The sequence below is a fragment of the Embleya hyalina genome (assembly GCF_003967355.1).
Lineage (GTDB): Bacteria > Actinomycetota > Actinomycetes > Streptomycetales > Streptomycetaceae > Embleya > Embleya hyalina.
Map to the genome: position 1 here is coordinate 186,929 of NZ_BIFH01000025.1, position 21,941 is coordinate 208,869.

Annotated in this window: 18 protein-coding genes and 3 pseudogenes; 12 read left to right on the forward strand and 9 right to left on the reverse strand. The window is 70.6% G+C overall.

Going from position 1 to position 21,941, the window contains the following annotated elements:
• Nucleotides 1–12: 12 nt before the first annotated feature.
• The 3 genes and pseudogenes from EMA17_RS27215 to EMA17_RS51980 all read right to left on the reverse strand — a co-directional run.
• A complete protein-coding gene (locus EMA17_RS27215) occupies nucleotides 13–747 on the reverse strand; it encodes an SDR family oxidoreductase (protein WP_126639762.1) in 735 nt (244 codons plus the stop codon).
• 103 nt (nucleotides 748–850) lie between these two features.
• Nucleotides 851–1,342: pseudogene (locus EMA17_RS27220) on the reverse strand (nitroreductase family protein).
• Between the two features lie 338 nt (nucleotides 1,343–1,680).
• Nucleotides 1,681–1,779, reverse strand: a pseudogene (locus EMA17_RS51980) (transposase); the annotation flags it as partial.
• A gap of 42 nt (nucleotides 1,780–1,821) precedes the next feature.
• On the opposite strand from EMA17_RS51980, the gene EMA17_RS27230 reads away from it, so the two are divergent.
• The 5 genes and pseudogenes from EMA17_RS27230 to EMA17_RS27255 all read left to right on the forward strand — a co-directional run bounded on the left by EMA17_RS27230 (nucleotide 1,822) and on the right by EMA17_RS27255 (nucleotide 6,857).
• Nucleotides 1,822–3,189 carry a prealbumin-like fold domain-containing protein gene (locus EMA17_RS27230; protein ID WP_160161578.1) on the forward strand — a complete coding sequence of 456 codons (1,368 nt, stop codon included), beginning with the start codon at nucleotides 1,822–1,824 and terminating at the stop codon, nucleotides 3,187–3,189.
• 522 nt (nucleotides 3,190–3,711) lie between these two features.
• Entirely contained in the window at nucleotides 3,712–4,125 is a 414-nt protein-coding gene (locus EMA17_RS27240) for an ABC transporter permease family protein (RefSeq protein WP_126639766.1), read from the forward strand.
• A gap of 131 nt (nucleotides 4,126–4,256) precedes the next feature.
• A pseudogene (locus EMA17_RS27245) lies at nucleotides 4,257–4,580 on the forward strand (ATP-binding protein); the annotation flags it as partial.
• A gap of 291 nt (nucleotides 4,581–4,871) precedes the next feature.
• Nucleotides 4,872–5,204, forward strand: a complete 333-nt coding sequence (locus EMA17_RS27250; RefSeq protein ID WP_126639768.1) for a hypothetical protein — start codon at nucleotides 4,872–4,874, stop codon at nucleotides 5,202–5,204.
• Between the two features lie 498 nt (nucleotides 5,205–5,702).
• Nucleotides 5,703–6,857 carry a WD40 repeat domain-containing protein gene (locus tag EMA17_RS27255; protein ID WP_160161579.1) on the forward strand — a complete coding sequence of 385 codons (1,155 nt, stop codon included), beginning with the start codon at nucleotides 5,703–5,705 and terminating at the stop codon, nucleotides 6,855–6,857.
• Here EMA17_RS27255 and EMA17_RS27260 read toward each other — a convergent pair.
• Nucleotides 6,854–7,741, reverse strand: coding sequence for an alpha/beta fold hydrolase (locus EMA17_RS27260; RefSeq protein WP_126639770.1), 888 nt, complete (start codon nucleotides 7,739–7,741; stop codon nucleotides 6,854–6,856). The genes EMA17_RS27255 and EMA17_RS27260 overlap by 4 nt on opposite strands.
• Before the next feature lie 258 nt (nucleotides 7,742–7,999).
• Nucleotides 8,000–9,487, reverse strand: coding sequence for a carboxylesterase/lipase family protein (locus EMA17_RS27265; RefSeq protein ID WP_126639771.1), 1,488 nt, complete (start codon nucleotides 9,485–9,487; stop codon nucleotides 8,000–8,002).
• 82 nt (nucleotides 9,488–9,569) lie between these two features.
• On the opposite strand from EMA17_RS27265, the gene EMA17_RS27270 reads away from it, so the two are divergent.
• Complete coding sequence (locus EMA17_RS27270; protein WP_126639772.1) at nucleotides 9,570–10,172, forward strand: TetR/AcrR family transcriptional regulator; 603 nt, start codon at nucleotides 9,570–9,572, stop codon at nucleotides 10,170–10,172.
• 1,060 nt (nucleotides 10,173–11,232) lie between these two features.
• Here EMA17_RS27270 and EMA17_RS27285 read toward each other — a convergent pair.
• Nucleotides 11,233–11,814 carry a TetR/AcrR family transcriptional regulator gene (locus EMA17_RS27285; RefSeq protein ID WP_126639773.1) on the reverse strand — a complete coding sequence of 194 codons (582 nt, stop codon included), beginning with the start codon at nucleotides 11,812–11,814 and terminating at the stop codon, nucleotides 11,233–11,235.
• A gap of 77 nt (nucleotides 11,815–11,891) precedes the next feature.
• Here EMA17_RS27285 and EMA17_RS27290 point away from each other — a divergent pair, with 77 nt between their 5' ends.
• The 4 genes from EMA17_RS27290 to EMA17_RS27305 all read left to right on the forward strand — a co-directional run bounded on the left by EMA17_RS27290 (nucleotide 11,892) and on the right by EMA17_RS27305 (nucleotide 16,674).
• Nucleotides 11,892–12,758 (forward strand): SDR family oxidoreductase, encoded by an 867-nt coding sequence (locus tag EMA17_RS27290; protein ID WP_126639774.1) that lies wholly within the window; start codon nucleotides 11,892–11,894, stop codon nucleotides 12,756–12,758.
• A gap of 243 nt (nucleotides 12,759–13,001) precedes the next feature.
• Complete coding sequence (locus EMA17_RS27295; protein WP_126639775.1) at nucleotides 13,002–13,907, forward strand: helix-turn-helix transcriptional regulator; 906 nt, start codon at nucleotides 13,002–13,004, stop codon at nucleotides 13,905–13,907.
• A gap of 263 nt (nucleotides 13,908–14,170) precedes the next feature.
• On the forward strand, nucleotides 14,171–15,181 hold the full coding sequence (locus tag EMA17_RS27300) for an aldo/keto reductase (protein ID WP_126639776.1): 1,011 nt from the start codon (nucleotides 14,171–14,173) through the stop codon (nucleotides 15,179–15,181).
• A 308-nt stretch (nucleotides 15,182–15,489) separates the two neighbouring features.
• Entirely contained in the window at nucleotides 15,490–16,674 is a 1,185-nt protein-coding gene (locus tag EMA17_RS27305; protein WP_126639777.1) for a hypothetical protein, read from the forward strand.
• A gap of 501 nt (nucleotides 16,675–17,175) precedes the next feature.
• Here the strand turns inward: EMA17_RS27305 and EMA17_RS27310 are convergent.
• Together EMA17_RS27310 and EMA17_RS27315 are read right to left on the reverse strand one after the other, a co-directional pair.
• Complete coding sequence (locus EMA17_RS27310; protein WP_126639778.1) at nucleotides 17,176–17,355, reverse strand: hypothetical protein; 180 nt, start codon at nucleotides 17,353–17,355, stop codon at nucleotides 17,176–17,178.
• A 14-nt stretch (nucleotides 17,356–17,369) separates the two neighbouring features.
• A complete protein-coding gene (locus EMA17_RS27315; protein ID WP_126639779.1) occupies nucleotides 17,370–17,591 on the reverse strand; it encodes a hypothetical protein in 222 nt (73 codons plus the stop codon).
• Nucleotides 17,592–18,141: 550 nt separating this feature from the next.
• Between EMA17_RS27315 and EMA17_RS27320 the strand changes: the two genes are divergently transcribed.
• On the forward strand, nucleotides 18,142–18,666 hold the full coding sequence (locus EMA17_RS27320; RefSeq protein WP_126639854.1) for a hypothetical protein: 525 nt from the start codon (nucleotides 18,142–18,144) through the stop codon (nucleotides 18,664–18,666).
• A gap of 1,214 nt (nucleotides 18,667–19,880) precedes the next feature.
• Here EMA17_RS27320 and EMA17_RS27330 read toward each other — a convergent pair.
• Nucleotides 19,881–20,474, reverse strand: coding sequence for a hypothetical protein (locus EMA17_RS27330; protein ID WP_126639780.1), 594 nt, complete (start codon nucleotides 20,472–20,474; stop codon nucleotides 19,881–19,883).
• A 510-nt stretch (nucleotides 20,475–20,984) separates the two neighbouring features.
• Between EMA17_RS27330 and EMA17_RS53000 the strand changes: the two genes are divergently transcribed.
• On the forward strand, nucleotides 20,985–21,866 hold the full coding sequence (locus tag EMA17_RS53000) for a hypothetical protein (RefSeq protein WP_174861437.1): 882 nt from the start codon (nucleotides 20,985–20,987) through the stop codon (nucleotides 21,864–21,866).
• Nucleotides 21,867–21,941: the final 75 nt, after the last annotated feature.

The window sequence follows — 21,941 nt, forward strand, 5'->3', positions numbered from 1 at the left end:
GGGCCCGTCGAGTCAGCGTGCGAGCCAGTCCCGATAGGCCGTCTTGGCGAGGACGGCGCCGTCCCCGGCGATGAGGGCTTTGCCCGAGGCGGCGGCGAACATGCCGGCCGTGTCGTCGGTGACGACGGTGCGCCGGTCGCCGCGGGCGGCGAGGGTGATCCTGCCCAGTTCGTCGAGCCGGAAGACCTCGGGACCGGCGACGTCGCGGGTGTCCCGTAGCGGGGTGCCCACGCTGACGTCGGCCACGGCCCGGGCAACGTCGGCCGAGGCCATGGGCTGGACGAGCGTGGCGGGCAGGCGGACGGTGTGCTCGTCGGAGGTCCAGGACAACACCGAGTCCATGAACTCGAAGAACTGCGTGGCGCGGACGATCGAGTACGGCACGGGGCCGGCCTTGAGGATGTTCTCCTGCAGCACCTTGGCACGGTAGTAGACCAGATCCGGCACCAGGTCGGCGCCCACGATCGAGAGGATGACCGCGTGCCCGACGCCCGCCGCCTCGGCGGCGGCCAGCAGGGTGTCCATGGTCTGCCGGAAGAACGCTGGTGAGGCCTCGTCGAAGGTCGGCGAGTTCGTCAGGTTGACGACGACGTCGGCACCGTCCAGCGCCTCCGCCAGGCCCTGCCCATTGAGCAGGTCCAGGCCGGAGGACGGGGAATGCGGCACCGCGTGGTGCCCGTTCGCGTTGAGGATCTCGACGACCTGCGATCCGATGAGACCGGTCCCACCGATGACAGCGATGTTCATTTCTTCGCCCTTTCTTGCCGGATTCCACAAGGAACACGTTCACGAACCAAGACCGACCGGCCCTGCGGGTTGTGACACACAGAATTTCCCGCAGGAACAGCCTCTAGACTCCGACGCACGTGACGGCCTCGTCGAGCGGTGCCCAGCCGGTACGAGGACGGCTCACCGCGACATCCTCGAATCCGATCGACATTCCGCGGAAGAGAACGAGTTCGTCCGGGGGCGAAAGGATCTCGCCGCCCCATGCCACGATCGATGTAGCGGAACAGGGCGGCGGGCGCGCCGAGTGCACCGTAGCGCTGCTCGCCGAAAGCGGATCGGCGCTCGCGGTACGGGGATCTCAGCGTGGGCGGGTACATCTCATACTCCGGCTCGTCCCAGAGCTCGCCCGCGGCAAGGCGCTCGCCCGCGCGCTTCTTGAGCTCCGCCGGCGGGGCGCCGGTCACCACGTAGGCATGCCACGGCTGGATGTTCGACCCGGACGGCGCGCCCAGGCCGCCGCCGACAGCACCCGCTTCAGCACCTCCCTCGGGACGGGCCGGTCGGTGAATCCGCGAACCGCCTGGCGGCTCGGGGCCGCTTCGTAGACGTCCACGATCTCCTGCCTTCCGAACCGATCGAGACGCGGCGGGTGGCAGAGGCACGGGAACGCCACGTGAGGCGCGAGCAGTCGCTCGCCGCCGTCTCCGTCAGGAGACGAACCCGCTGTAGGGCGCCGTCGACGAGCGGAGCGGATCGTCCCGGGGCCCTCTTTTTCGACTCGACGAACGCCTTCGAGACGAAATCCGGCACTTCCCGGCGGCCGTCGACGGCGCCCCATCCCGATGAAACCGGCCGCTCCCCTCGGGCCACGGGCATCGTCAGGGAAGGTGATTCGTCACGCCGCCGTCGCCGACTTCGCCGATCGCTCCCGGGTGCAGGGTGCCGATGCCGCGGCCCGTACCGCGCCTGAACGTCCCGCCACGGGGCACCCGTCCGCAGCCGCCACAACACCCCGTCGATCACCTGCCGATGTTCGGCCGCTTGGAGCATCCCCGCCGAGCGCCGCTCGCCTCAGCATCCGATTCTTCCCGTATGAGACGTTATCTTTCATTCGCGAGCGCGGTGCTGGTCGCCGGGCTGTCCACGTCGGCCGCGTTCCCGGCCGCCGCCCCGGCAAGCACGGCCCCCGCTGCGCGGCAGGCCTCGCAGACCTTCACCTTCACCGGGGCGCCTCAACAGGTCACGGTCCCCGACAACGTGTGCACGGTGACCGTGGACGCGTTCGGGGCCGCCGGCGGCGACGGCCAATACGGCGTGGCGGGCGGCCGGGGGGCGGAGGTATCGGCGACGTTCGGCGTGACGCCGGGAGAAGTCCTCACGGTGAACGTGGGCGGCGCCGGGCACTCCGGGGACGACAGCGACCCGGCGCGCGCCCAGGGCGGCTACAACGGGGGTGGCCGGGGCGGCGCCTACATCGCGAACGGCCAGATTTCCGGTATCGCCGCAGGCGGCGGCGGGGGCCGGACCACGGTCGGCACCGGTACGACACCCCTGGTCGTGGCGGGTGGCGGAGGAGGCGGCGGCGCGTCGTTCTTCGCCACCGCCATCGGCGGCGGGAACGCCGGCCAGGCGGGCGAGCCGGGCCAGGGGCTCCCGGGGGACGACGAGGGCAGGCCCGGCCGGCCCGGCGGCGAGGGCGGGCAGGGCGGCGTCAACGCCCCCCACACCGCCCCCAACGGCGAGAACGGCAGCCCGGCCGTCGGACCGGTCGGAGGCGCGGGCGGGAACAGCATCCTCGACCCGCACGGCGGCGCGGGCGGCGGCGGAGGTGCGGGAGCCACCGGGGGCGGCGGCGGGGCCGCGTCCCCCACCGCCTCCAACAGCGGCGCGGGCGGCGGCGGAGGCTCCAGCAGCGGCCCCGCGAGCGCCGTGTTCACCACCGGAGCCCGTCAGGGCAACGGCGAGGCCACCCTCACCTGGATGCCCTGCGTCGTCGTCACCGGCGACGTGACGGTCCTCAAGCGGGACGCCCACACCCGAGCCCCGCTCGCGGGTGCCACCTTCCAACTCTGGGAGGAGACCAACGACATCCCCGGACTCCAGACCACCGGCACCAACCCCGACACCGCCATCGGCGAGCCCTGCGTCACCGGCACCGACGGCACCTGCACCCGCAACGTCCCCGTCGGCACCTACTACTGGGAAGAGACCCGCGCCCCGGCCGGCTACCTCCTCCCCGACGACCGCGTCTTCGGCCCGCTCGTCCTGACCGCCGCCAACGCCGCCACCGGCGTCGGCGTCACCGCCGACGACACCGCGAAACCGACCGAGCCGAAACCGCCCTGCCACGATCACCCCGACGACACCACGAAGCCGACCGAGCCGAAACCGCCGTGCCACGATCACCGCGACGACCACGGCACACCCGAACCTTCCACCCACGGCGGCTGCAACTGCTGACCGCGACCCACACATCCACTCGCGGAGCGCGAGGCAACGCCAAGGCACCGCCCGCCCTCACGCTCCGCGAACCCAACACACCATCGCAACCTCGTCCACGGCCGTCGGCCCGACTCACACGTCCTTGCGCCGCTCCCACACGATCGGGGCGTATCGTCCCGGTTCGTGGCACGGGCCCAACGCGTGTCCCAGCCCGTGAGCCGCGACGGCACCGACCCGGGTGTCGGGGCCTGCTCGGTCACACCTGCGGACGCGGCGGCGAGGACGCCGGGTCGGCGCCGGGCGCGGTTGTGCTCGACACCCGCTACGCGCGGCGCCGGGGCCTGGCGGTCGGCGACCCGCTCGTGGTCGGGGCCGTGGGTGGTGCGACCCGCATGTTGCGGGTCGGCGGCCTGCGCACGGATCGGCCAGCGGGCACGGGCGGCGAGGTGAACCCGCTGGATCCACCCGGCCGCGGCGCCCGGGACGGATGGGATCGCGCTGCGCACGGCGGTGAAGGCGGCGACCTCGGCCGAGCCGAACGTGGCGGTGCGAACCCGGGCCGACTACCGGCGGAGCCGCAAGGGCGTGCTGGGCACGATGGTGGCCCTGGCGTACGGACTGCTGTCCCTGACCATCGTGATCGCGGTCCTGGGCGTGGTGAACACGCTCGCGCCGTCCGAGGTCGAACGCACCCGCGAGATCTGGATGTTGCGCGCACTGGGCCCCGGCCCTCGGCCTCGGCTGGGGCTTCGGCGCGGCACGGTGGTTGGCCCACGACGGCAGCGTGACGGTGCTCGCCGTGTCGTGGCCGACGATCGCCGCAGTGGTCGTCGGCGCGACCCTCGCGGGCCTGACCGCAGCGACGATCCCGGCCCGGCGCGCGGCCCGCCCGGGCATCACGGCCGCGATCCGGGTGGACGCGTGCGCAGCGCGGCCTCGGGCCGGACGCGGTAGTCGGAGCAACCCGCCGGGCGCCCCGACCCGGGTGCACGGCGACGCCGGGCAACTCGCCCGGATCCCGCGCAACCCCGCCGACAACGCCGCGACCCACGACCTCGTCCGCCGTACGCCCGACGGTCGCGCCGTCGGCCGACGGACACACGGCCGTGCTCCGGGTGGCCGACGACGGCCCCGGGCCCCTCGCCCAACGCGACCACATCTTCGAGCGGTTCGTCCGCCTCGACCCCAGCCGCGACCGCGACTCCGGCGGCGTGGGACCGGGTCTCGCCATCGTGCGCCGACTCGTGGCCGCCCACCACGGGAGTGTGATCGTGGACGAAGCATCGGGCGGAGGAGCCCTGTTCCGAGTCGTCCTGCCCACAGGTCCGAACCGGCCCCAGGACCGGCACACGAGAGCACCGGCGACTGAACCCGAACAGTTGCCGCAGGTGACAACCGGTGGGCGGTGACCTGCTCGTCGAAATGGCGGTGAAGATCCGCACGGAGCCGCCATGGGTGTCTTCGCGGTGGACCGAGGCCGAATCCGGCGAACCCGACGTCTCGCGGCGTCATCCACTCCAGGTTTGGCTGCCATGCGTTGGGTGGCGGTGACAGGCACGGTCGTCGCCACGTGTGCGATGACCCTGACGGCTTGCGACTCGTCGGAGTCGTCGCCGAACCGGCGATCGTCGGTCCCGAGTGGTTCGGCGGCGCCGTCCTCCGCCGCAGGGCGTGCGCTCGTCGCGGCCGACGGCTCCGACGTGCAGGCATGCCGTGACGGCAACTGCCGGATAGTGGTGGCCGGGCCGGTCACCATCGTGCTGGACGGAACGTATCCGGCCGAGGTCTCGATCACCCCGCAAGGCGACAGGGCCGAGTACCACGCCGCGTCGGGAGCCGGTACTTCGGTCGGCGGCAGCATCGGCGTCGGCTGCTCCGCCGTCCCGAGCGCCGCGGCGAGTGGTTCGGGCGGCAGCTCGCGCAGTATCGCCTGGTGCGGCACGGCCCCGCCGCCTGCGGCGACCCAAGGCGTCGTGCTGCGCGTACCGGACGCCCGTGACGGAGCCGTTGTCGTCGACATCGGCACAACCTGAACACGACTCAGGGGTGGCGGCGAGCAGTTCCTCGGTGGAGACGGTGACCGCGTCCACGACCAAGAACAAGCGGGCGAATCCGCCGGCCGTCGGATCGCGGCGTCGGACGCACGGGACCTGCGCCGGACCCGAGCCGGGTCGGTCGGGGGGCAGATCGGGGTTACGCACGATGAGCCCTGTACATGGGGTGCGCATCCGCTCCCGACAGGCTCGGACACCCGGGCCCGGCCCGTCGTTTCTCGGGACGACGGGGAGGCGACGAGCAATCGGTCCGGGCGGTCCGGCGGGCGCTGTAGACGGTGGTCGCCCGGCGGCATCCGTCCCACGACAACCCGCTCCTGCGGCCCTCTTCGCTGGGACGGGACCGTCAACGGCGTGCGAACACGACCGATCCTCGATGATTCCGCATTTTCGAGCGCCGCCCGGCGTGCTGCCGTACGGTTTTCGTGTCGCATCGTGCAGCCGCGTCCTGTCGGGGGATCCGTGCGCCGTCTCCGTGTGTCTTTCGTCGCGGCCGGGCTTGCCGTGATCGTCTGCGGTTGTTCGGGCGGCGGGGGTGGTTCCGCCGCTCGTACGCCGAGCGATCGGGCGCCCGCGTCGGCTGATCAAGCCCCCGGGGGTACCGGCACGGACGGTCGGGATCCGGGCCTCGCATCCACTCCCGCCCTGCCGAGTATCGGTCGGCTCGTTCGCACCTTCACCGACGAGTCGGGCGCGCGGCTGGACGGGCCGCTGGCTTTCAGCCCGGACGGCGGGCACCTGGCCGGCCCCGGTCAGAGCGCCGACGCCTTCGTCTGGGACAACGCGTCCGGCGCCGCGACGAAACTGACGGACCCGATCTTCCCCGGACGTCCCGTCTCTTCGCTGTCCTACACGCGCGACGGCAGGGAGTTGGTGACGACGGGATATCAGGACCGCGCCTGGGATCCGGCCACCGGCGCGCTGATAGCGAACGGATTCCCTTCACTGACGGCTGCCCAGAACGTCGGGGGGAACCCCGACCGGGGCCTCGGGTTCGGCCGCGACGGCACGACGTTCTACGTGTATACGGGGGTGTCCGCGCCTACCGTGGCCGTGGGCACGTACACGCTGTCCGGCACCGCGCTGGCCCCGGGCGCATCGCATCACCTGGCGTCGGCGCTCGATACGGCGGCCTACCCGCCCGTGGTCAGCCCGGACGGCCTCTCGGTCATCGGCGCAGCCGCCACGGCTCCCGCGCACGCCCCTTGGCTGATCGACCTCGCCTCGGGCACCGCCACCCCGGTCGCACTCCGACCCACGGACGCGAGTCCGGGCGCCGATACGACGGCGGTCGGATACAGCCCGGACGGCAAACTCCTCGCCGTGGCCCGGTTGCAGTCCGACGGGGAGGCGGTGACCCTGTACGACACGACGACCTGGACGAGGACCGTATCCTTCCGCGGAAACGCGTTCGCTTTCAGCCCCGACGGCAAAACGCTCGCCGTCGGAAGCAACGACACGGGCCCCGGGGTGCAGTTGTACACCGTCGCCGACGGCAAGGGCATCGGAACCCTCTCGACGACGAGCGAACTCGCCCATTCCCCGGGAGCCTTGGCCTTCGGCCCGGACGGCGGTGAACTGGCCGCGGCGGAAGGCACGGCGGGGATCGAACTGTGGAACGTGCGCCCTTAGTGTGGACCTGCGCACACTGGTCGGCCCCAGAACTTTCGCAGGGCGGCGTTGACGACGGCGGGCTCCTGGGTGTGCGGGTAGTACCCGGGTACCCGCAGGAGGTCGCCTCCGAGGGAGTCCGTGAGGGACTCGGCCACGGCCACGAGGGGTAGCCCCACATGCTCGCGGTACGCGGCCGGTGCGTGCTCCCAGGTTCCGCAGATCACCAGAACCGGTGGAGCAGCGTCCCGGATCGCCTCCAGCGGGATCTCCGCCTCCCAGACGGGCCGCTCCCCCATCGAGGTGGCGACGGCACGGAGTCGGCGCGAGGTGGGCTCGGGCATGGCCATCCCCAACCCCTCGGTGGACGCGCGCAGATACTGCTCCGGCGTGACACCGTCCGGGATGCCCGGGGCACCGTCGCGCACCCGGTCGAGCAGGTCGGCGACGATGGGATGGTGGGCCGCGGCCGTGAAGGCGGAGGGCTGGACGAGGGCGAGGGAGCGGACGAGGTCGGGTCGGCGCGCGGCGGCGATGAGCGCGGCGACGGCACCGTTCCCGTGGCCCACGAGGTGTGCGCCGCCGAGCCCTGCGGCGAAGGTCTCGTCGCCGAGAATCTCCACGACGTCCTCGGCGTCCACGTCGAAGTCGCTGCGCGCGGTGTCCGGGCTGTCCCCGTAACCCCGGCGATCCATCAGGAGCAGCCGGCGGCTGTCCGCCAGGGGGCGTTGCGCGGCAAACCCGTAGGTGGGGTCGCTGCCCCAGGTGAAGATGTTGTGGACGAAGAGGGCGGGAGCGGCAGCGGTTTTCGGGAGCACCGGGACCACCGGGACCGCCGGAGCCGTCGGGCCCCGGTTTCCTCCGCCCCGATCGCGGTCGTCCCACACGGTCACGTGCACGGTCATGGGTTCACCTTCCCGGAGTCGAGGAACGTCGACTCCCGTGAGTCCGGCAGGTAGGTCGTGTGATCGGGGGCATCGAGCAGGCCGAACCATCCGTCGTGCCCGAAGGCGTCTCGCCCTGATCACGGCTCGCGGGTCGCCCCCACACGCGTCGGGGCCGGAGCAGCCGAATCGCCGCCCCCTGTCGGGCCGTTGCCTCCGGCGCCGGATCGTTCGTGCCCCGTCGGGTGGCGGGCGAAGCCCCGGGGGATCGCCCCGCGTCTACGCGAGGTCCAAGGGGGCCGGGTCGTGGCCGTCCCAGATTCGGCGGGAGGCGGCTTCCGGGTACGGGACGGTCCTCGACTCGACGTCCAGGACGCGGGTGAGCCCTCGGTCGGGCCCGTGGGCGGGCCATCCGGGATTCCCGGTCGTGACGAAGCGGACCCATCCCCCCTGTAGTTCCCGGGATACCGCCGAGACGTCCGGCGTCGGTCGGTCGCCGAAGAAGTGTCGGCCGATGGGGCTGTCCAGCGTGCCGAAGGCCAAGGGGACGTCGAGGCTGTGGCAGGCGCCCAGGAGTCCGCCGCCCGCCGGGGCCGCGAGTCCCAGCTCGAACAGGAACGACGTACCGCCGGCCGCCCGGTTGGCTTCGGCCAGGCGCAGCGAGGGCATCCGGAAGAGGGCGTCGGAGTGCACCAGTTCGAGGAGTTCTTCGGGCGTGGCCGTGGGGTGGGCGGCCCGGTAGGCGTCGGCGGCGGCCGGTGTCGGGGCGAACAGGTCCAGGGCGGTTCGGGTTTCGTCCTCGGTGTAGGTGCCCGATCGCCCCATCATGACGCTGAAGAGTCGGAATTCGTCGCGGGTGTGGCCCACGAGGAGTTCGATTCCGTTCGCTCGGCCGTCGGCCAGGGCTTTCCAGGGTGTTTCGGTGAGTACTTCGCCGTCGAGGACCGGGCATACGGCGACGCCGATCCGCGCGAGCCGACCCCACCTGTCGCGGTGGTCGGCGAGATCGGCGCCGAGGGCGGTGAGTTCGCCGGCCAGGCGCGAGGGGGCGATGCCCGAGAGGGCTTCGACGTCGGGCACCGTACCGACCCGGGCCGCGAGCACGGCGGCGACCTCCCGAGCCAGGCCGCGGGTGCACAGCAGTCCGGGTACGGAGTGGGCGATGGCTCTGTGGAACAGTCCGCGCGCCGACTCCGTGGTCAGCAACGCCGCAATCGATCCGGCCCCGGCGGATTGTCCCGCGACCGTGACCCGGTCGGGGTCACCGCCGAAGGCGGCGATGTTGCGCCGTACCCAGTGCAGGGCCGCGATCTGGTCCAGGAGCCCGCGATTGGCCGGCGCGCCCTCGACGAGGACGAAACCCTCGACGGCGACCCGGTAGTTGACGCTCACCACGACCAGCCCGGCTCCGGTCAGCGCCGCGGGATCGTACATCGGGTCGCCCGAACTCCCCGCGATGTAGGCGCCGCCGTGGATCCACACCAGCACGGGCAGCCCGGTCGCCCCCACCGTCGGGGTGGCGACGTTGAGGGTGAGCCAGTCGTCGCCGACCGACGTCTCCGCCGTGGGCCCCGCCTGCGGGACCACGGGGCCGAACTCGCCGGCCTGTCTCGTCCCCTTCCATCCCTCGATCGGGGCGGGCGCCCGGAAACGCAACCGCCCGACCGGCGGCCGGGCGTAGGGGATGCCGCGGAAAACCGCGTGCCCTCCTCGCCTGCGCCCTTCGACGACTCCCTCCGCCGTGCGTGCTCGCGGTCGCTCGGACATGCCACCCTCTTCCTCTTCGAGAGGACTTCAGCCTTTACCAGTCAACTGTATTATGTCAACTGTATGGAAAAGGAGGTCGCCGATGCCCAAGCAGGTGGATCATCGCGAACGTCGCGAGACGATCGCCCGAGCACTGTGGCGCGTGGTGGAACAACGCGGCATCGCGCACGCGAGCGTGCGCGAAGTGGCCCAGGAGGCCGGGATCTCCCACGGCGCGGTGCAGCACTACTTCGCCACCCGGGAGGAGATGTTGGTCTTCGCGATGGACTTCGCGTCCGAACAGACCTCACTGCGCGTCGCGGAACGCGTCGCGGAACTCGGCGACGCGCCGCATCCGCGCGACGTGCTCCGGGTGACGCTCACGGAGATGCTTCCGCTGCATCCCGAAGCACGCGCGACGAGCCGGATGAGCGCCGCCTACGTCCTGGAGGCCCTGCACGACGCGCACATCCACGCACGCGCACGCGAGGGCCTGACCCACGGCCGCGACCTCGTCGAAGACCTCGTCCGCCAGGCGATCACCGACGGCCACATCGACCCCGACCGCGACCCGGCGATCGAGACCAACCTGCTCCTGGCACTCACCGGCCTGACCCCGCTCGTCGAACTGGGCGTGATCGAACCCCGGGAGGCCACGACCACCATCGCCCACCACCTCGACCGCCTGTTCACCAACCGGCCCTGACCACGTCGCGACATCGACGGTCGCGCGCGGCCCGACACCCGGCTCCATCGGCGCACACACCACACGACCGCACCGGGAGGGAGCGTCCCACCGTCCCGGGTGTCCCGAACCGCGGCGCCCGCGGACGTCCCGTGCTTTCGGGCCGTGGGAACCGGCAGGACCCTCTCACGTCACGGGCACGCGTCGGGACCCACGCCGGCGGCCGCGTCCCGGATCCGGTCCGGCGCGTGAAGTGCCGACGCCCGACCGGGTGATCGGCACACACGGCGGCGTGGGCGAACCCGCAACACGCCGCGCACATCGCCAACACCTCCTCGCGCTCGGCCCCGGACGACACGTCCGCCAGGGCGCGGACCTCGCGCGACGGGTACGCCGTGGCCGTCGCGCAGAACCCCACGCTGTCTCCGAACGATGGCGTGGTCGTCACCCGGCCCGTGATCCACGCGCCACCGGGGCCGGTCACGCCGGTCGGCCACTCGTACGGCGGTGCGGTGATCACCGACACGGGCAACCACAACAAGGTGACGGCGCCGGTGTACGTCGCCGCGTTCGCCCCAAACGCGAGCGAGTCGGTGAACACCCTGATCGCCGAACCCCACCCGGCACGCCGGTGCCGCCGAGCCTGCCGTCGCCCGCCGATGACCTGCCGCTCGCCCAGATCGGCGCGCTTCCCGACCGACTTGCAGATCCGAAGGCGCTGCCGGCGCGACCGAACGGATCGGCGCCACGACGATCGAGGTTGCCGGCAGCCACGCGATCCACGTTTCGCGGCCCGCCCCGGTCGCCAACCTGATCGAACAGGCCGCCGACTCCTGATCCCACGACGGGACACCCCCGGCGCCCGCCGCACCGGCCTACCACGGCCGATGCGGCGGGCGCCACACACTCGGCTGCCGCCAACACCACGCGAGGGGAGCCCCCGTAGAGTCACCGTGCCGGCGCAGGACATCGCTCCCGGGCGCAGGCGCCACCGCTTGGCGAGCGTCCGTCGGGGTCGACACTCCGACCTCGACCACATCGGCGTGCAACCACCCTGGACACGGCACGGTTCGCGACGCGCTCAACGCGTCCCGTCGTCGCCCGTGCGCAGGCCGCGGACCAGCAAAGCCGTCAAGTGATCGGCCTGCTCGGGCGGTACCTGCTCGCGCAGCCATGCGGCGGCGTTCGTCAGCGCGTGCACATCCGCCGTGGAGACATCGTCCCGGACCGCTCCCGCTTCGCGCGCGGCCGACAGCAGCCGTTCGGTCGTTGCCGTCATACGTGCGCACGCGTCGTGCAATTCGGACGCCTCGTCGGTGAAGCCCTGCATCAAAAGCGTCGCCAGCCCCCGGTATGCCGCGGCGTGCCCCGAGACCGCGCCCATCCACGCCGTCAAGGCCGCCAACGCCGTTCCGTGTCCGGGCAGTTCGTCGCCGAATTCGAAGAGGGCGACGTGCCGCTCGCGCAGCAGTGCCGCGGACAACGCGCCCCGATTCGGGAAATGCCCATAAAGCGTCCCGATCGCGACACCGGCCTGCCGGGCGATGCCCTCCAACGACGCGCCGGTGCCCTGCTCACGGAACGCTTGGTCGGCCGCCGCGAGGACGCGTTCCCGATTGCGTCGTGCGTCGGCGCGCGGCCGACGCGTTCCCGTGCCGCTCATGCATAGCCCCTAGACAAGTTGAGGGGTCCTCGAATTAATATTTCGAGGACACCTCACCTTAGCCGAAGGGGCTTCCCATGATCTTGGTCACCGGGGCAACCGGATCCATCGGCAGACACCTGGTCCGGCGGCTCGACGAACTCGGGGCGCCGTTCAGGGCCCTCGTACGCGACGCCGACCAGGGCCGCGCGCTCGGCTGCCCGTACGCCGTCGGCGACTTCGACGATCCCGATTCGATCGCCGCGGCAGTCGTCGGCATCGATCGGGTGCTGCTCAACGGCGCGGGCGCGGTCCCCACCCCAGACGGCCGACCGCAGCCCATGGTCGCGCAGCAGAAGACCGTCATCGACGCGGCAGGCCGCGCCGGTGTACGGCGGATCGTCAAGGTCTCCGTGTGGCACGCCCACCGGGGCGGCAGGCTCGCGCAGGGTGCGCACTGGGAGATCGAACGACACTTGGAGGCGTCCGGTGTCGAATGGTCGCTTCTGCACCCGAGCGGCTTCATGCAGAACTTCCTCACCGGTGCGGGCACGTTCGACGACAACGGGAGCCTCATCGCCCCGGCGGTCGATGCGCCCGTCTCGTACATCGACTGCCACGACATCGCCGCGAGCGCGGCCGTACTGCTCACCGAACCACGGGGCGCGGGCGAGACCTTCGTCCTGACGGGCCCGGAGGCGCTCACCATGCGGGAAGTCGCGGACCACCTCGAGGGTTCTCTCGGGAGACCTGTCGGCGTCGTCGCCCTGGGGGCCGAGGACATGGCGGCCAGACTCGAGGCCCAGGGCGTGCCCCGGCGGTTCGCCGACGACGTAGCCCACCTCTGGGCCGATGTGGGCACCGGCTCGATGGCTGCGACCACGCCCGCGGTCGAGCATCTGACCGGCCGTGAACCGAGGACCTTCGTCGCGTTCCTCGCCGCCAATCGGAACGCCCTCCGCTGAGACCGCGTTCACCTCGGACGATCGAGCCCGGAGCAAGGATCGACGACCCGCAATTCTCGGCGTCCGCGCGTAGCCGGTGCGCAGGGTCCCGGCCGGGGAGTTCGCCCGCTGCGCCGTTCCGGCGGCTTTTTCGTCGGCCTGCCGCCGGTGCGGATGACGACCCCGTCCGTCCTGGGATCGCGAGTCGGCGGGCGAGGGTACTGCGGGGGAATACGGCTGTGCGGGCCCTTGCTGTGTGGATCCGTGGGTGACACCGAGGTGGTCGAGGGTCCGGGGCGGGTGGCCGCGATGTGTCGGGAGACCCTGGGGGACGAGCCGGGAATCAGACGTCCTCTGGCGGAGGGTTCGTCCCTCGACATCGTCGAGATCACCTGTTGTGACGATCAGCGGTCGTTTCGTCCGCCGATTTTCGTTTCCGAGCCCGAAGCCGGGGTCACGCGGATGTTGTTGGTCCGCTCCGGCGGGTTCCTGGCGCGGGTCAACGGCCGTGAGGAGTTCACCGACCCGGTCGCGGGATTCGTGCTCCGCCAAGGCGATGAAGTGGCCGTCGCCCACCCGGCCCACACCCGCGACATCAGCACGATGCTCGATCTCGGCCGGGACGTCTACGGTGACCTCCTCCTGCCACCGGCCCGGGATCCCGTCGTACCGGTTACCGCCGCGCTCGACCTGGCCCATCGACGGCTGGTCTCCGCCTGCCGGGCCGGGATCGACCGCTTCGAGGTCGCCGAGCGGGTGCATCACCTGCTCACCACAGCCGCCGCCCCGCGCACTCCGGCACGGACCGGGCGACGCGCCGCCACCGTCCGGGCGCACCGCAGGCTGGTCGCACACACGCGGGCGGTGCTGATCGACGGGCCGTTGACGGCGAGCCTGGAGGAACTCGGCCGCCACGTGGGCTGCTCCCCCTTCCACCTCAGCAGGGTGTTCCATCAGGTCACCGGGCAGACCCTCAACCACTACCGCAACCAGCTACGGGTCCGCGCCGTGGCCGAAGACCTCGCCGACGGACACTCCTCACTGCGGACGCTGGCCACCACCTACGGCTTCGCCGACCAGGCCCACCTGACCCGCGTGTTCCGACAGCACACGGGACTGGTACCCAGCGCGGTCCGGGCGATGCTGAGACCGGCCGGCCCGGGTCGGTGAATGCGCACAAGAATCTTCTACGCCACGGCGGTACGACTCCGTGATGATCATCGACATGAAGGCCGCCGCCACGTGCTCCGGACTTCGAGTCGAATCCATGCCCTGTCGCGTGCAGAGGGCTGCTCAGGACTCCGGTTCGGGCGGCCCGGTGCGCGGCTGACCTCTCCGGAGATGGGCGCCGGAGCGATTCGTCGGCGCCCGGGACGCGTTGCGGAAGTGCCGTTTACGCGGCCACCGGCCAGGCTGAACGAAAGGGAACTCCCGTGAAATACCGCACCATCGGCGCCGACCCGGCGACGCGGCGCGAGGTGAGCGTGCTCAGTCTGGGCGCGATGTTGTTCGGCACGACCATCGACGAGGAGAGGTCGTTCGCGATTCTCGATCGGTATGTCGAGGCCGGCGGCACGTTCATCGACACCGCGAACAACTACGCGTACTGGAACACCGGCAGTCAAGGCGGGGAAAGCGAGGCGCTGCTCGGCCGCTGGCGGCGCAGCCGTGGCATCGGCGAGGAGATCACCATCGCCACCAAGCTCGGCGGCCGGCCGACCGCCGTCACCGAGCCGACCGGCTCCACCAGCAGGCTGGTCCCCTCGGACGGCGTCGAGGGGGTGAACGCCAAGGTGATCCGCGAGGCCTCGGCCGCCAGCCGCGAGCGCCTCGGCGTGGAGAAGCTGGACCTGCTGTACGCGCACATCGGCTTCCCGGACGCGCCGTGGCAGGAGATCGTCGAGGCCTTCGGCGCATTGGTCGCGGACGGCACGGTGGGCCTGCTGGGCGCCAGCAACCACTGGGGGTGGAGCGTGGAGCGGGCCAGGAACCTGGCCGCCGCCGCCGGCCTGCCCGGCTACGAGGTTCTCCAGTACCACCACAGCTACCTGCGGCGACGGGGGGATCTGCCCGGCAGGCGCTCCCCGGACGGGGAGATCGGCACGGTCTCCGGTGACCTGCTCAGCTATGTGCGGGCCGAACCCGGCCTCGCGCTGGTCGCCTACTCCCCGCTGCTGGGCGGCGCCTACGTACGCCAGGACAAGCCCCTGGACGCCGGCTTCGACCACGCGGGCACGCCCGCCCGCCTCGCGGCGCTGCACCAGGTGGCCGACGAGACCGGTGCGACCCCGAACCAGGTGGTGCTGTCCTGGCTCATCGGCGGCGAGATACCGGTCATCCCCCTGGTCGGCGCGTCCTCGGTGGCGCAACTGGACGAGAGTCTGGCGGCCGTGGACCTGGAGCTGACCGTGGAGCAGCGCGCCAAACTGGACGCGGCACACTGAGCGCGTCCGTAATTCGTAGTTGTCGACAACGGTCTGCGATCGCCAGGACGGCCTGCCCGGGGTCTCGACACCCGGAGAGGCACGCTCATATCGACGACCCGACCCGGCACCCGCGCTACGAAATACCGGCGCTGGGACGTGCATCGGTCTTGCAGTGGGAGTTCCCGACGCCGTCGCCCCGCGGGCCCTCGCCAACGCCGATGACGCCCTCGGGGCCGCGCCGGTCCGGGCGCCGGGACGGTTCGGATTCGACCACGCCGATCACCTGCTCCACACTGCCGAAACCCGCATCACCCTCGACCCCGACCATGCCGACGGCGCCACGCGACACGCCGCCGCCGGCGAGTCGGGGGCGTCGTCGCGACGAGCGGCGGGCGATCCGTCAACGCCTGGAACGGTGCACGACCCGCCAGGCCCGGCAATCTCCGAACGATGCGTGTCGTGCAACTTTCGTTGGTATCGGGCCGGTTGGCGTGGCGCAACCATTGCTGCGGGCCGCAGGCGGGGAGTGGATCCCGCAGGCCCGGTCGCGACGCATATGCGGTCGTCGACCGAACCTTCGTCAACGTTCCGCCCCGGAGGTCAACATGCCCATAAGACTCCCGCGCTTGCGCCGTGCCGCCCTGTCGACGGCGTTGACGGGACTACTCATGGTCGGCGTGCTGGGCATCAACCTGAGCACGGCATCGGCGCAGGGTGGTGGTGGCGGACCCACGCCCCAGGATCCCGCGGACGGCCCCGTCATCCCCGGCAGGTGTCCGACCGGCTACAGCCGCGTGATCGTGCGGTCCGACGATTTCCGGACGTACGTGGCCGACATGTCGGGCCCCTGGGGCCTCAAAGGCTCCGGGTCGGCATATATGGGAGCCCTGGGTCACCGGTTCGTCGGTGTCGGCTTCGATCTCGAACGGCCCGACGCGCGGGAGATGTTGACCGCCGTCGGCGCGAACTACGACGACGTGCTCACGAAGGGGGCCGCGCTCGACGAGAGGCAGGCCGCCGTGCTCTTCGAGGCCACGTTCCTCGAAGCACACCGCCGGGCATATCGACTCATGCCCGATTTGGGCAGCATCCCGGAAGCCTCCCGACAGGCGGCGCTGATCGACGTCCTCTTCTCGAACAGCACCGAACCGGACAGCAGCCTGCAAAGGCTCGTGAACGCGGTGAAGTCCAAGGACTTCTCGGAGGCGTCGGTCGTCATCGACGGTCTCAACTACAACGGCACGGCCAAGGTCAACGACAGTGACATCATGCGGTCCGGTGTCCGGTGCGTCGTCAAGCTGCCCGTCATCCGGCCGCCGAGCAGAGTGACCATCAAGCCCGCCGACGGGAACCCGGTGATCGACTTCCCCGGCACCAAGCCCAAATTCCCGTATCCGGAAACCCAGCACGCCTGCAGTGAGAACGTCGTCGGGGTGTACTTCAACGGGGTTCACGTCGGCAACATCGACATCGGCTGCAAGAACATCGTCATCTGGTTCATGCTCGACTGACCGCGCGGTCGCGACCGGCTCACCAGGACGACTCGCGTACCCCACGAGGTGCGCGAGTCATCCCGTCGGTCGACCGACCGCGACATCGACACGGACTCGCCTGCCGGCGACGGAAGATCGTCGCCCGTGTGACAAGTGGGCGACGTGGCCGACGTGGCCGACGGATCCGGGTCGGCCGTGGGTGGGCCCGTGCATCACGCGGCTGATCTCGGGAAAGCCGACGTGGACGAACTCGGAGAATCGGCTTCCGCCTTCCCGACGCCGACCCGATTCCGCCCCCGGACGGCACGATCCGCCGGGACGTCGGGTGTCAGCGCACGCGGCAAGGTCCCCGCTGTCCAAAACCGGTCGTGCGACAGTCGGCAAAGGCGGAGCCGACGACGGCGGGAGTCCGCCGCCCTGGATCCGCCTCGGCCGTCGATGGCACCGGGCGCAGAGTCAGCCGTAGTCACATTCCCGCTGCGGGATGCTTCCGTAGATCTCGTCGGCGGATCGGGGCGCTCACTCCCGCGCCACGAAGACCGGCCGGGTCGTCAGCACGTCCACGGACCGCTGGGCACGCACCACCAGTCCCAGGGCCTCGATGGCGGGATTCCCCTCCAGGGTGAAGACGATCCCCATGCCGTGGCGCTCGGCGTGGTCCATCACCCGCTGCGCCACCCACGACGGACGTCCGCCCACCAACGCGACGTCCCCTAGCCGGACTTGGGGCCCCGCCTCGCGTCCACGGCGACCGCGCACAGGCCCAGACCCGGTCCGAAGTACACCTCGAACGCGATCCACGACCCCGGGGAACTCGCATACGACGGGGCACCGACCAGGGCGGCCCTGACCCCCTCCGGCGACGACCCGAATCGCAACGGGCCCACCCCCACGAACGGAACGAACTCCCACTCCACCCCATCGTCCCGAACCACCCACACATCCTCCACGCCCCGACACTCCCCTTCCGACTCGAACACGACCGTGTCTCCGCCCTCGCCACCGTCGCGCCCGCGACGAAGCCGGTGAGCCCCACCCCGAACTCGGAGGCGACACGCCCCCGACGGGCCTGTCGCCGACGCACCCGACGAGAACCGCATCGAACCCACAACGCGCCACGGTCACCGGCTCGTCGGGCGGCACGGGAACAATGCGTCCCGTGAGCGGAAGTGTGCAGGAGGGCTCCAACACGGTGAGCACCGCTCGCACGGTGACGACGCCGTCGACCGCGATGCCCTCGGGAAGACCACCATGACCATCCTCGTGAACCGGATGGTCGACATCGCGGGCCGCACCACCACGTTCTGCGATCCGGCCCGTCACGCCGTCGACCCGACTCGGCGAACAACCCCGTCAACCGGGGCGTCACGGGGAGACACCAGCCGATTCCCGCCGGGTTTTCGAAGTTTCCTTCATCGTCGTAGCCGAATGGCGTCGGTGCGTGACGCTAAGGTCGTGGAACTCGACGACCGCAGGAGGATTTCCATGTTCCCGTCGTTCACACCCTCGGTGCGCAGCGCAGTGCTCGTCGTGACGGTGTCAGTCGTGTTCGGCGTCTCCTGCGACACCTCGAACGGCGGATCGCAGGAGACGGCCGCAGCGGGTGCGTCCGTGCCATCGGCGTCACTGGGCACCGACTCGCCCACCCCCGCTCGTACTTCGGTGTCGGCCGATGCGTCGATCGCCCCGTCGGCCGCGGTACCGAAGGTGAAGGTACGGGACGCGTTCGCCGGGCTCCAGGCAACCCTGAACGACACCTGCACCCCGGCCAATTGCGCCTACTTCCTCGGGCGGGTCCACGACGAACTCCACCGCCTGGACCGGGCGATGAAGACGGATCCGAAGGGCGCAGGCCACTTCCCCGAACCTATAGCCCTGATCAAGGCACTCGACGCCGAACTCGGCAGCGACCGATCCTTCGAGAACCTGAAAAAGCACCAGACCACGCTGATCCACACCCGGGACCGGATCAACACCTGGATGCAGGGCCACCCCAACGACTACCGCTGACACACCACCACCCACCCACGAGTCGACACGTCACCCGGGCGGCGCGAGACGGGCGGAGATCAGCACGACGACCAGACCGGTACGCCGGCCAGGGCAAACAACAGGACCCATCGGCACGTCGAGAGCGGCCCGTTCACGCTCGCCGGGCCCGCGGCCGTCGTGATCGCCGCAGAGAACGGGACGGCAACACCGGCGGTCGCCGTTCGTGGCAATCCAGCCGATGCGCGCACCCGCCACACCACCCGATCCACCCGGGCCACCCGGTTCGTGCGCACGGCGTCCATCACCCACGCGGGTTCGGCGAGAGGTCCGGAGAAACGGATCCGGAGTAATCCCGGCACCGCGCTCCGGGCCTACTCAGCGGCTCGTGACTCTCCGTCAGCTCGATGGCGGCATGTTGCGCGGTCGGCAGTGGTCTTCGACGTCGAGCACACGGCGCCCTGCCTCGGCTCGGAACTCATGTGCCGGATAGCGGCCGGTCGACGCTCCGCCCGGACCCGGGTACTCGCTTCTGATCCGACCCCAGAACGCGGGGCGTTCGGTCTCTGGGACGACCCGGAGACTGATCCCACCCGTCCCCCATTCAACCGGCGTGGCATGGTCCATGACGAGCCGACGGACGACCCGCACGTCCAGGCGCTTGCGGTGGAGCACTCAGCGGATTCCTTGCTCGTCCACGAGCGTGGCCGGATCCTTCAGAGCGCCAGGGTCGCGGGAAATCGCTGCATGAGCCGAATCTCCGCTCGCCCGATGGCGGTTCCGCGCCGCCCCAGCGACCTCACCGGGCCCGCTCGCCGGGCCCGCACGCCGACGGCGGCCCCGCGCCGGACAACCGGTCCCGTGTGTCGCGAACACCCCACGCCCCACCTTCACACGCCCGCCCCCGCTCCGTCGTCACCTCCCGTCCGAACCGCCCGGGAGGAACCGCGACCCAGAGCAAGAGGAAGAACCCTCGGCGTCGGCCGTCATCCACGTTCGGCGCCCTGGCCTCCGCGCTGCCCGCAGTGCGCACGATGCTCGCCGGTCGCTGCCGGCAGCTTCTGAGGCCGGGGGCAGCCGTCGCCGGCCGGTGGGCGTTGACGGATCCTCGACACCCGACAAGACCACCTGCGGCAGGGCATGTCGGTGCCCGCGAGGGATGATCGTTCGCACGACCGACAACCCCGGCGGACCGGATTGGATGGCAAGGTGCTCGAACGCGCTCCGGTGGCCGTTCAGTCCTCGCTGTGGAACGGAGGGCGGGTCCAGAGGGTGAGGTCGCTGCTGGTCGCGATTGCCAGGGTGCGACCGGCTGGGGAGAAACCGGCGGTGCGCAGTTCCGAGTAATCGGAGTGGAAGATATGCCACCAAGTGCCTCCCGCCGCTCCGTTGTTTGCTCCGCCGTCGGCGGAGAGGATGATGCGGTCGTGGGGCCAGTCGGGGCTGACGACATCTACCGTCGAACCGTCCTGGGTCGTGCTGTGTAGACCGCCGCCGAAGAGGCCGGCGATGCGAATCTCGGTTCCTGCGACGGGACCGAGTCCAGGGCACGCGAGGTCCGGGTGTGTGTCAGGGGTGCTCGTGGCGGGGTCGGGATCCCGGTCCCGGGCGATCCTGTCGCCGGTGACTGCGTCGAAGAGCCCGTGTCCGTCGTGGGATACGACCATGACGAGGTCGTGTCCGGTGTCCGGATGGATCGCGAAGCCGATGCCGAGCAGGCCACCGATGGGGATTCCTCGGCCCAGGACCGGCAGCCAGGGCGTCGGGGCCGACATGACGGGGGCGGCAAGGTAACGATCGCGCAGGCGCTGCTGGTACTCCGTGATCAACCTGCCTCCTCGGTTCGGTTGACGTTGAGGATCTCTCCCGCAGCGTGCCGAGTCGACTGGATTTCACAGGGACTGATCTCGGCTGACCTGCGCGGACTGGGTTCTCCTGTCAAACGCCTCGATTGGTTGTCACGGCGGCGGCGACCGGATCACTTGAGACGCCGGGGCGCCGAAAGTCTCGAGTGATCCGATCCTGGAAGCCGAGATACCGGGTGTTGTCCCAGTTGTCCCGGCCTGTCCCTGCTGCTTCGAAGTGATACCGGATTTGGGTGTTCAGCCAGGACTGGTAGTCCCTGAAGTTCCTTGCGAGGCCGTTGGGATGCTCTCGTTGTGCCAAGAACTCGCCCGAGAGTCGGAAGAGCGTCGCGAAGGCTCGACGTCGGCGCGCGACATGAGCGGATGGATCCCCTGCCGAAGGGAGATGGCGAACGAGGGCGGGCCGGTTGAGATCATGCCCTGTTGAGCCGGACGGCATCCGGCGAGGTCGAACCCCCGCCGTAAGCTCGCGCCATGCCGATCGAGTACGGATCTCGGAACAACGTCAAACACTGGAATGAATGCACGGATGTCCACGACTTTTTGGAGCAGATTCGCCTCCGCCCCGGCGTCTGGCTGCCCGGCGGCTCGCTCCGGAGCCTGGAGTCCATCCTGATCGGCTATCGGATCGCGCTCGGCGTTCACGCCGTCGACGAGCCCTTTGACTTCTGGCCCGAAGGCGCCTTCGCTCAATGGCTCCGGCAACATCTCGAACAGCACAGTTCCCTCGGCTGGGCCTCCGAGATCGAACGGGTGACGCCCGACGGTTCCAGCCCGGTCGAGGAGTTCTTCCGACTGCTGGACCGGTACCGCGCCGAGTCGGTCTCGCCCACGTCCGGCCCACGGTGGCGGACCGATCATCCTGCGATGCGGGCCGTCCGCATCGAACTCGATCGTCACGACTGGGCCGCGATGCAATGCGGTTGCGGCAAGTCGGCGAGTCACCTGCCCGATGCCCTCTTGCGGCTCATCGCTGCCCGAACGCCCGGAGACGCGTCCCTGGCCGAAGTCGACGACCACGTCATGATCCAGTCCAACCTCACGGACCCTGCCCCGGCCGTCACCGCAGTAGTCCTCGCGTCCCTGGCCGACCCCGACCTCACAACGCCCGTCGCCCGCACCGCACTACTGCAGTTCCTCCTGGGCGTGAGTGCCGGCGACACGACCCAGCAGGTGGAATGCGTGGAACTCATTCGCGGAGGGATCTGGATTCTCTACCGGGAGTTGGTCGCTCACCCATCAATCGACGCCCGAGCGCATGCCTACGAGACCCTGAGCAACCTCGATACCGAGCAAGAACGGCTCGCTGCCTTCCACCACGCTCTCCGCGACCATTTCCCCGCATACCTGGACTGAGCACACCCGCCAGCAAGCAATCCCCGACACAGCCTGGAAACGCCGTCAGGACCACTCGTAAACACCCTGACGGTG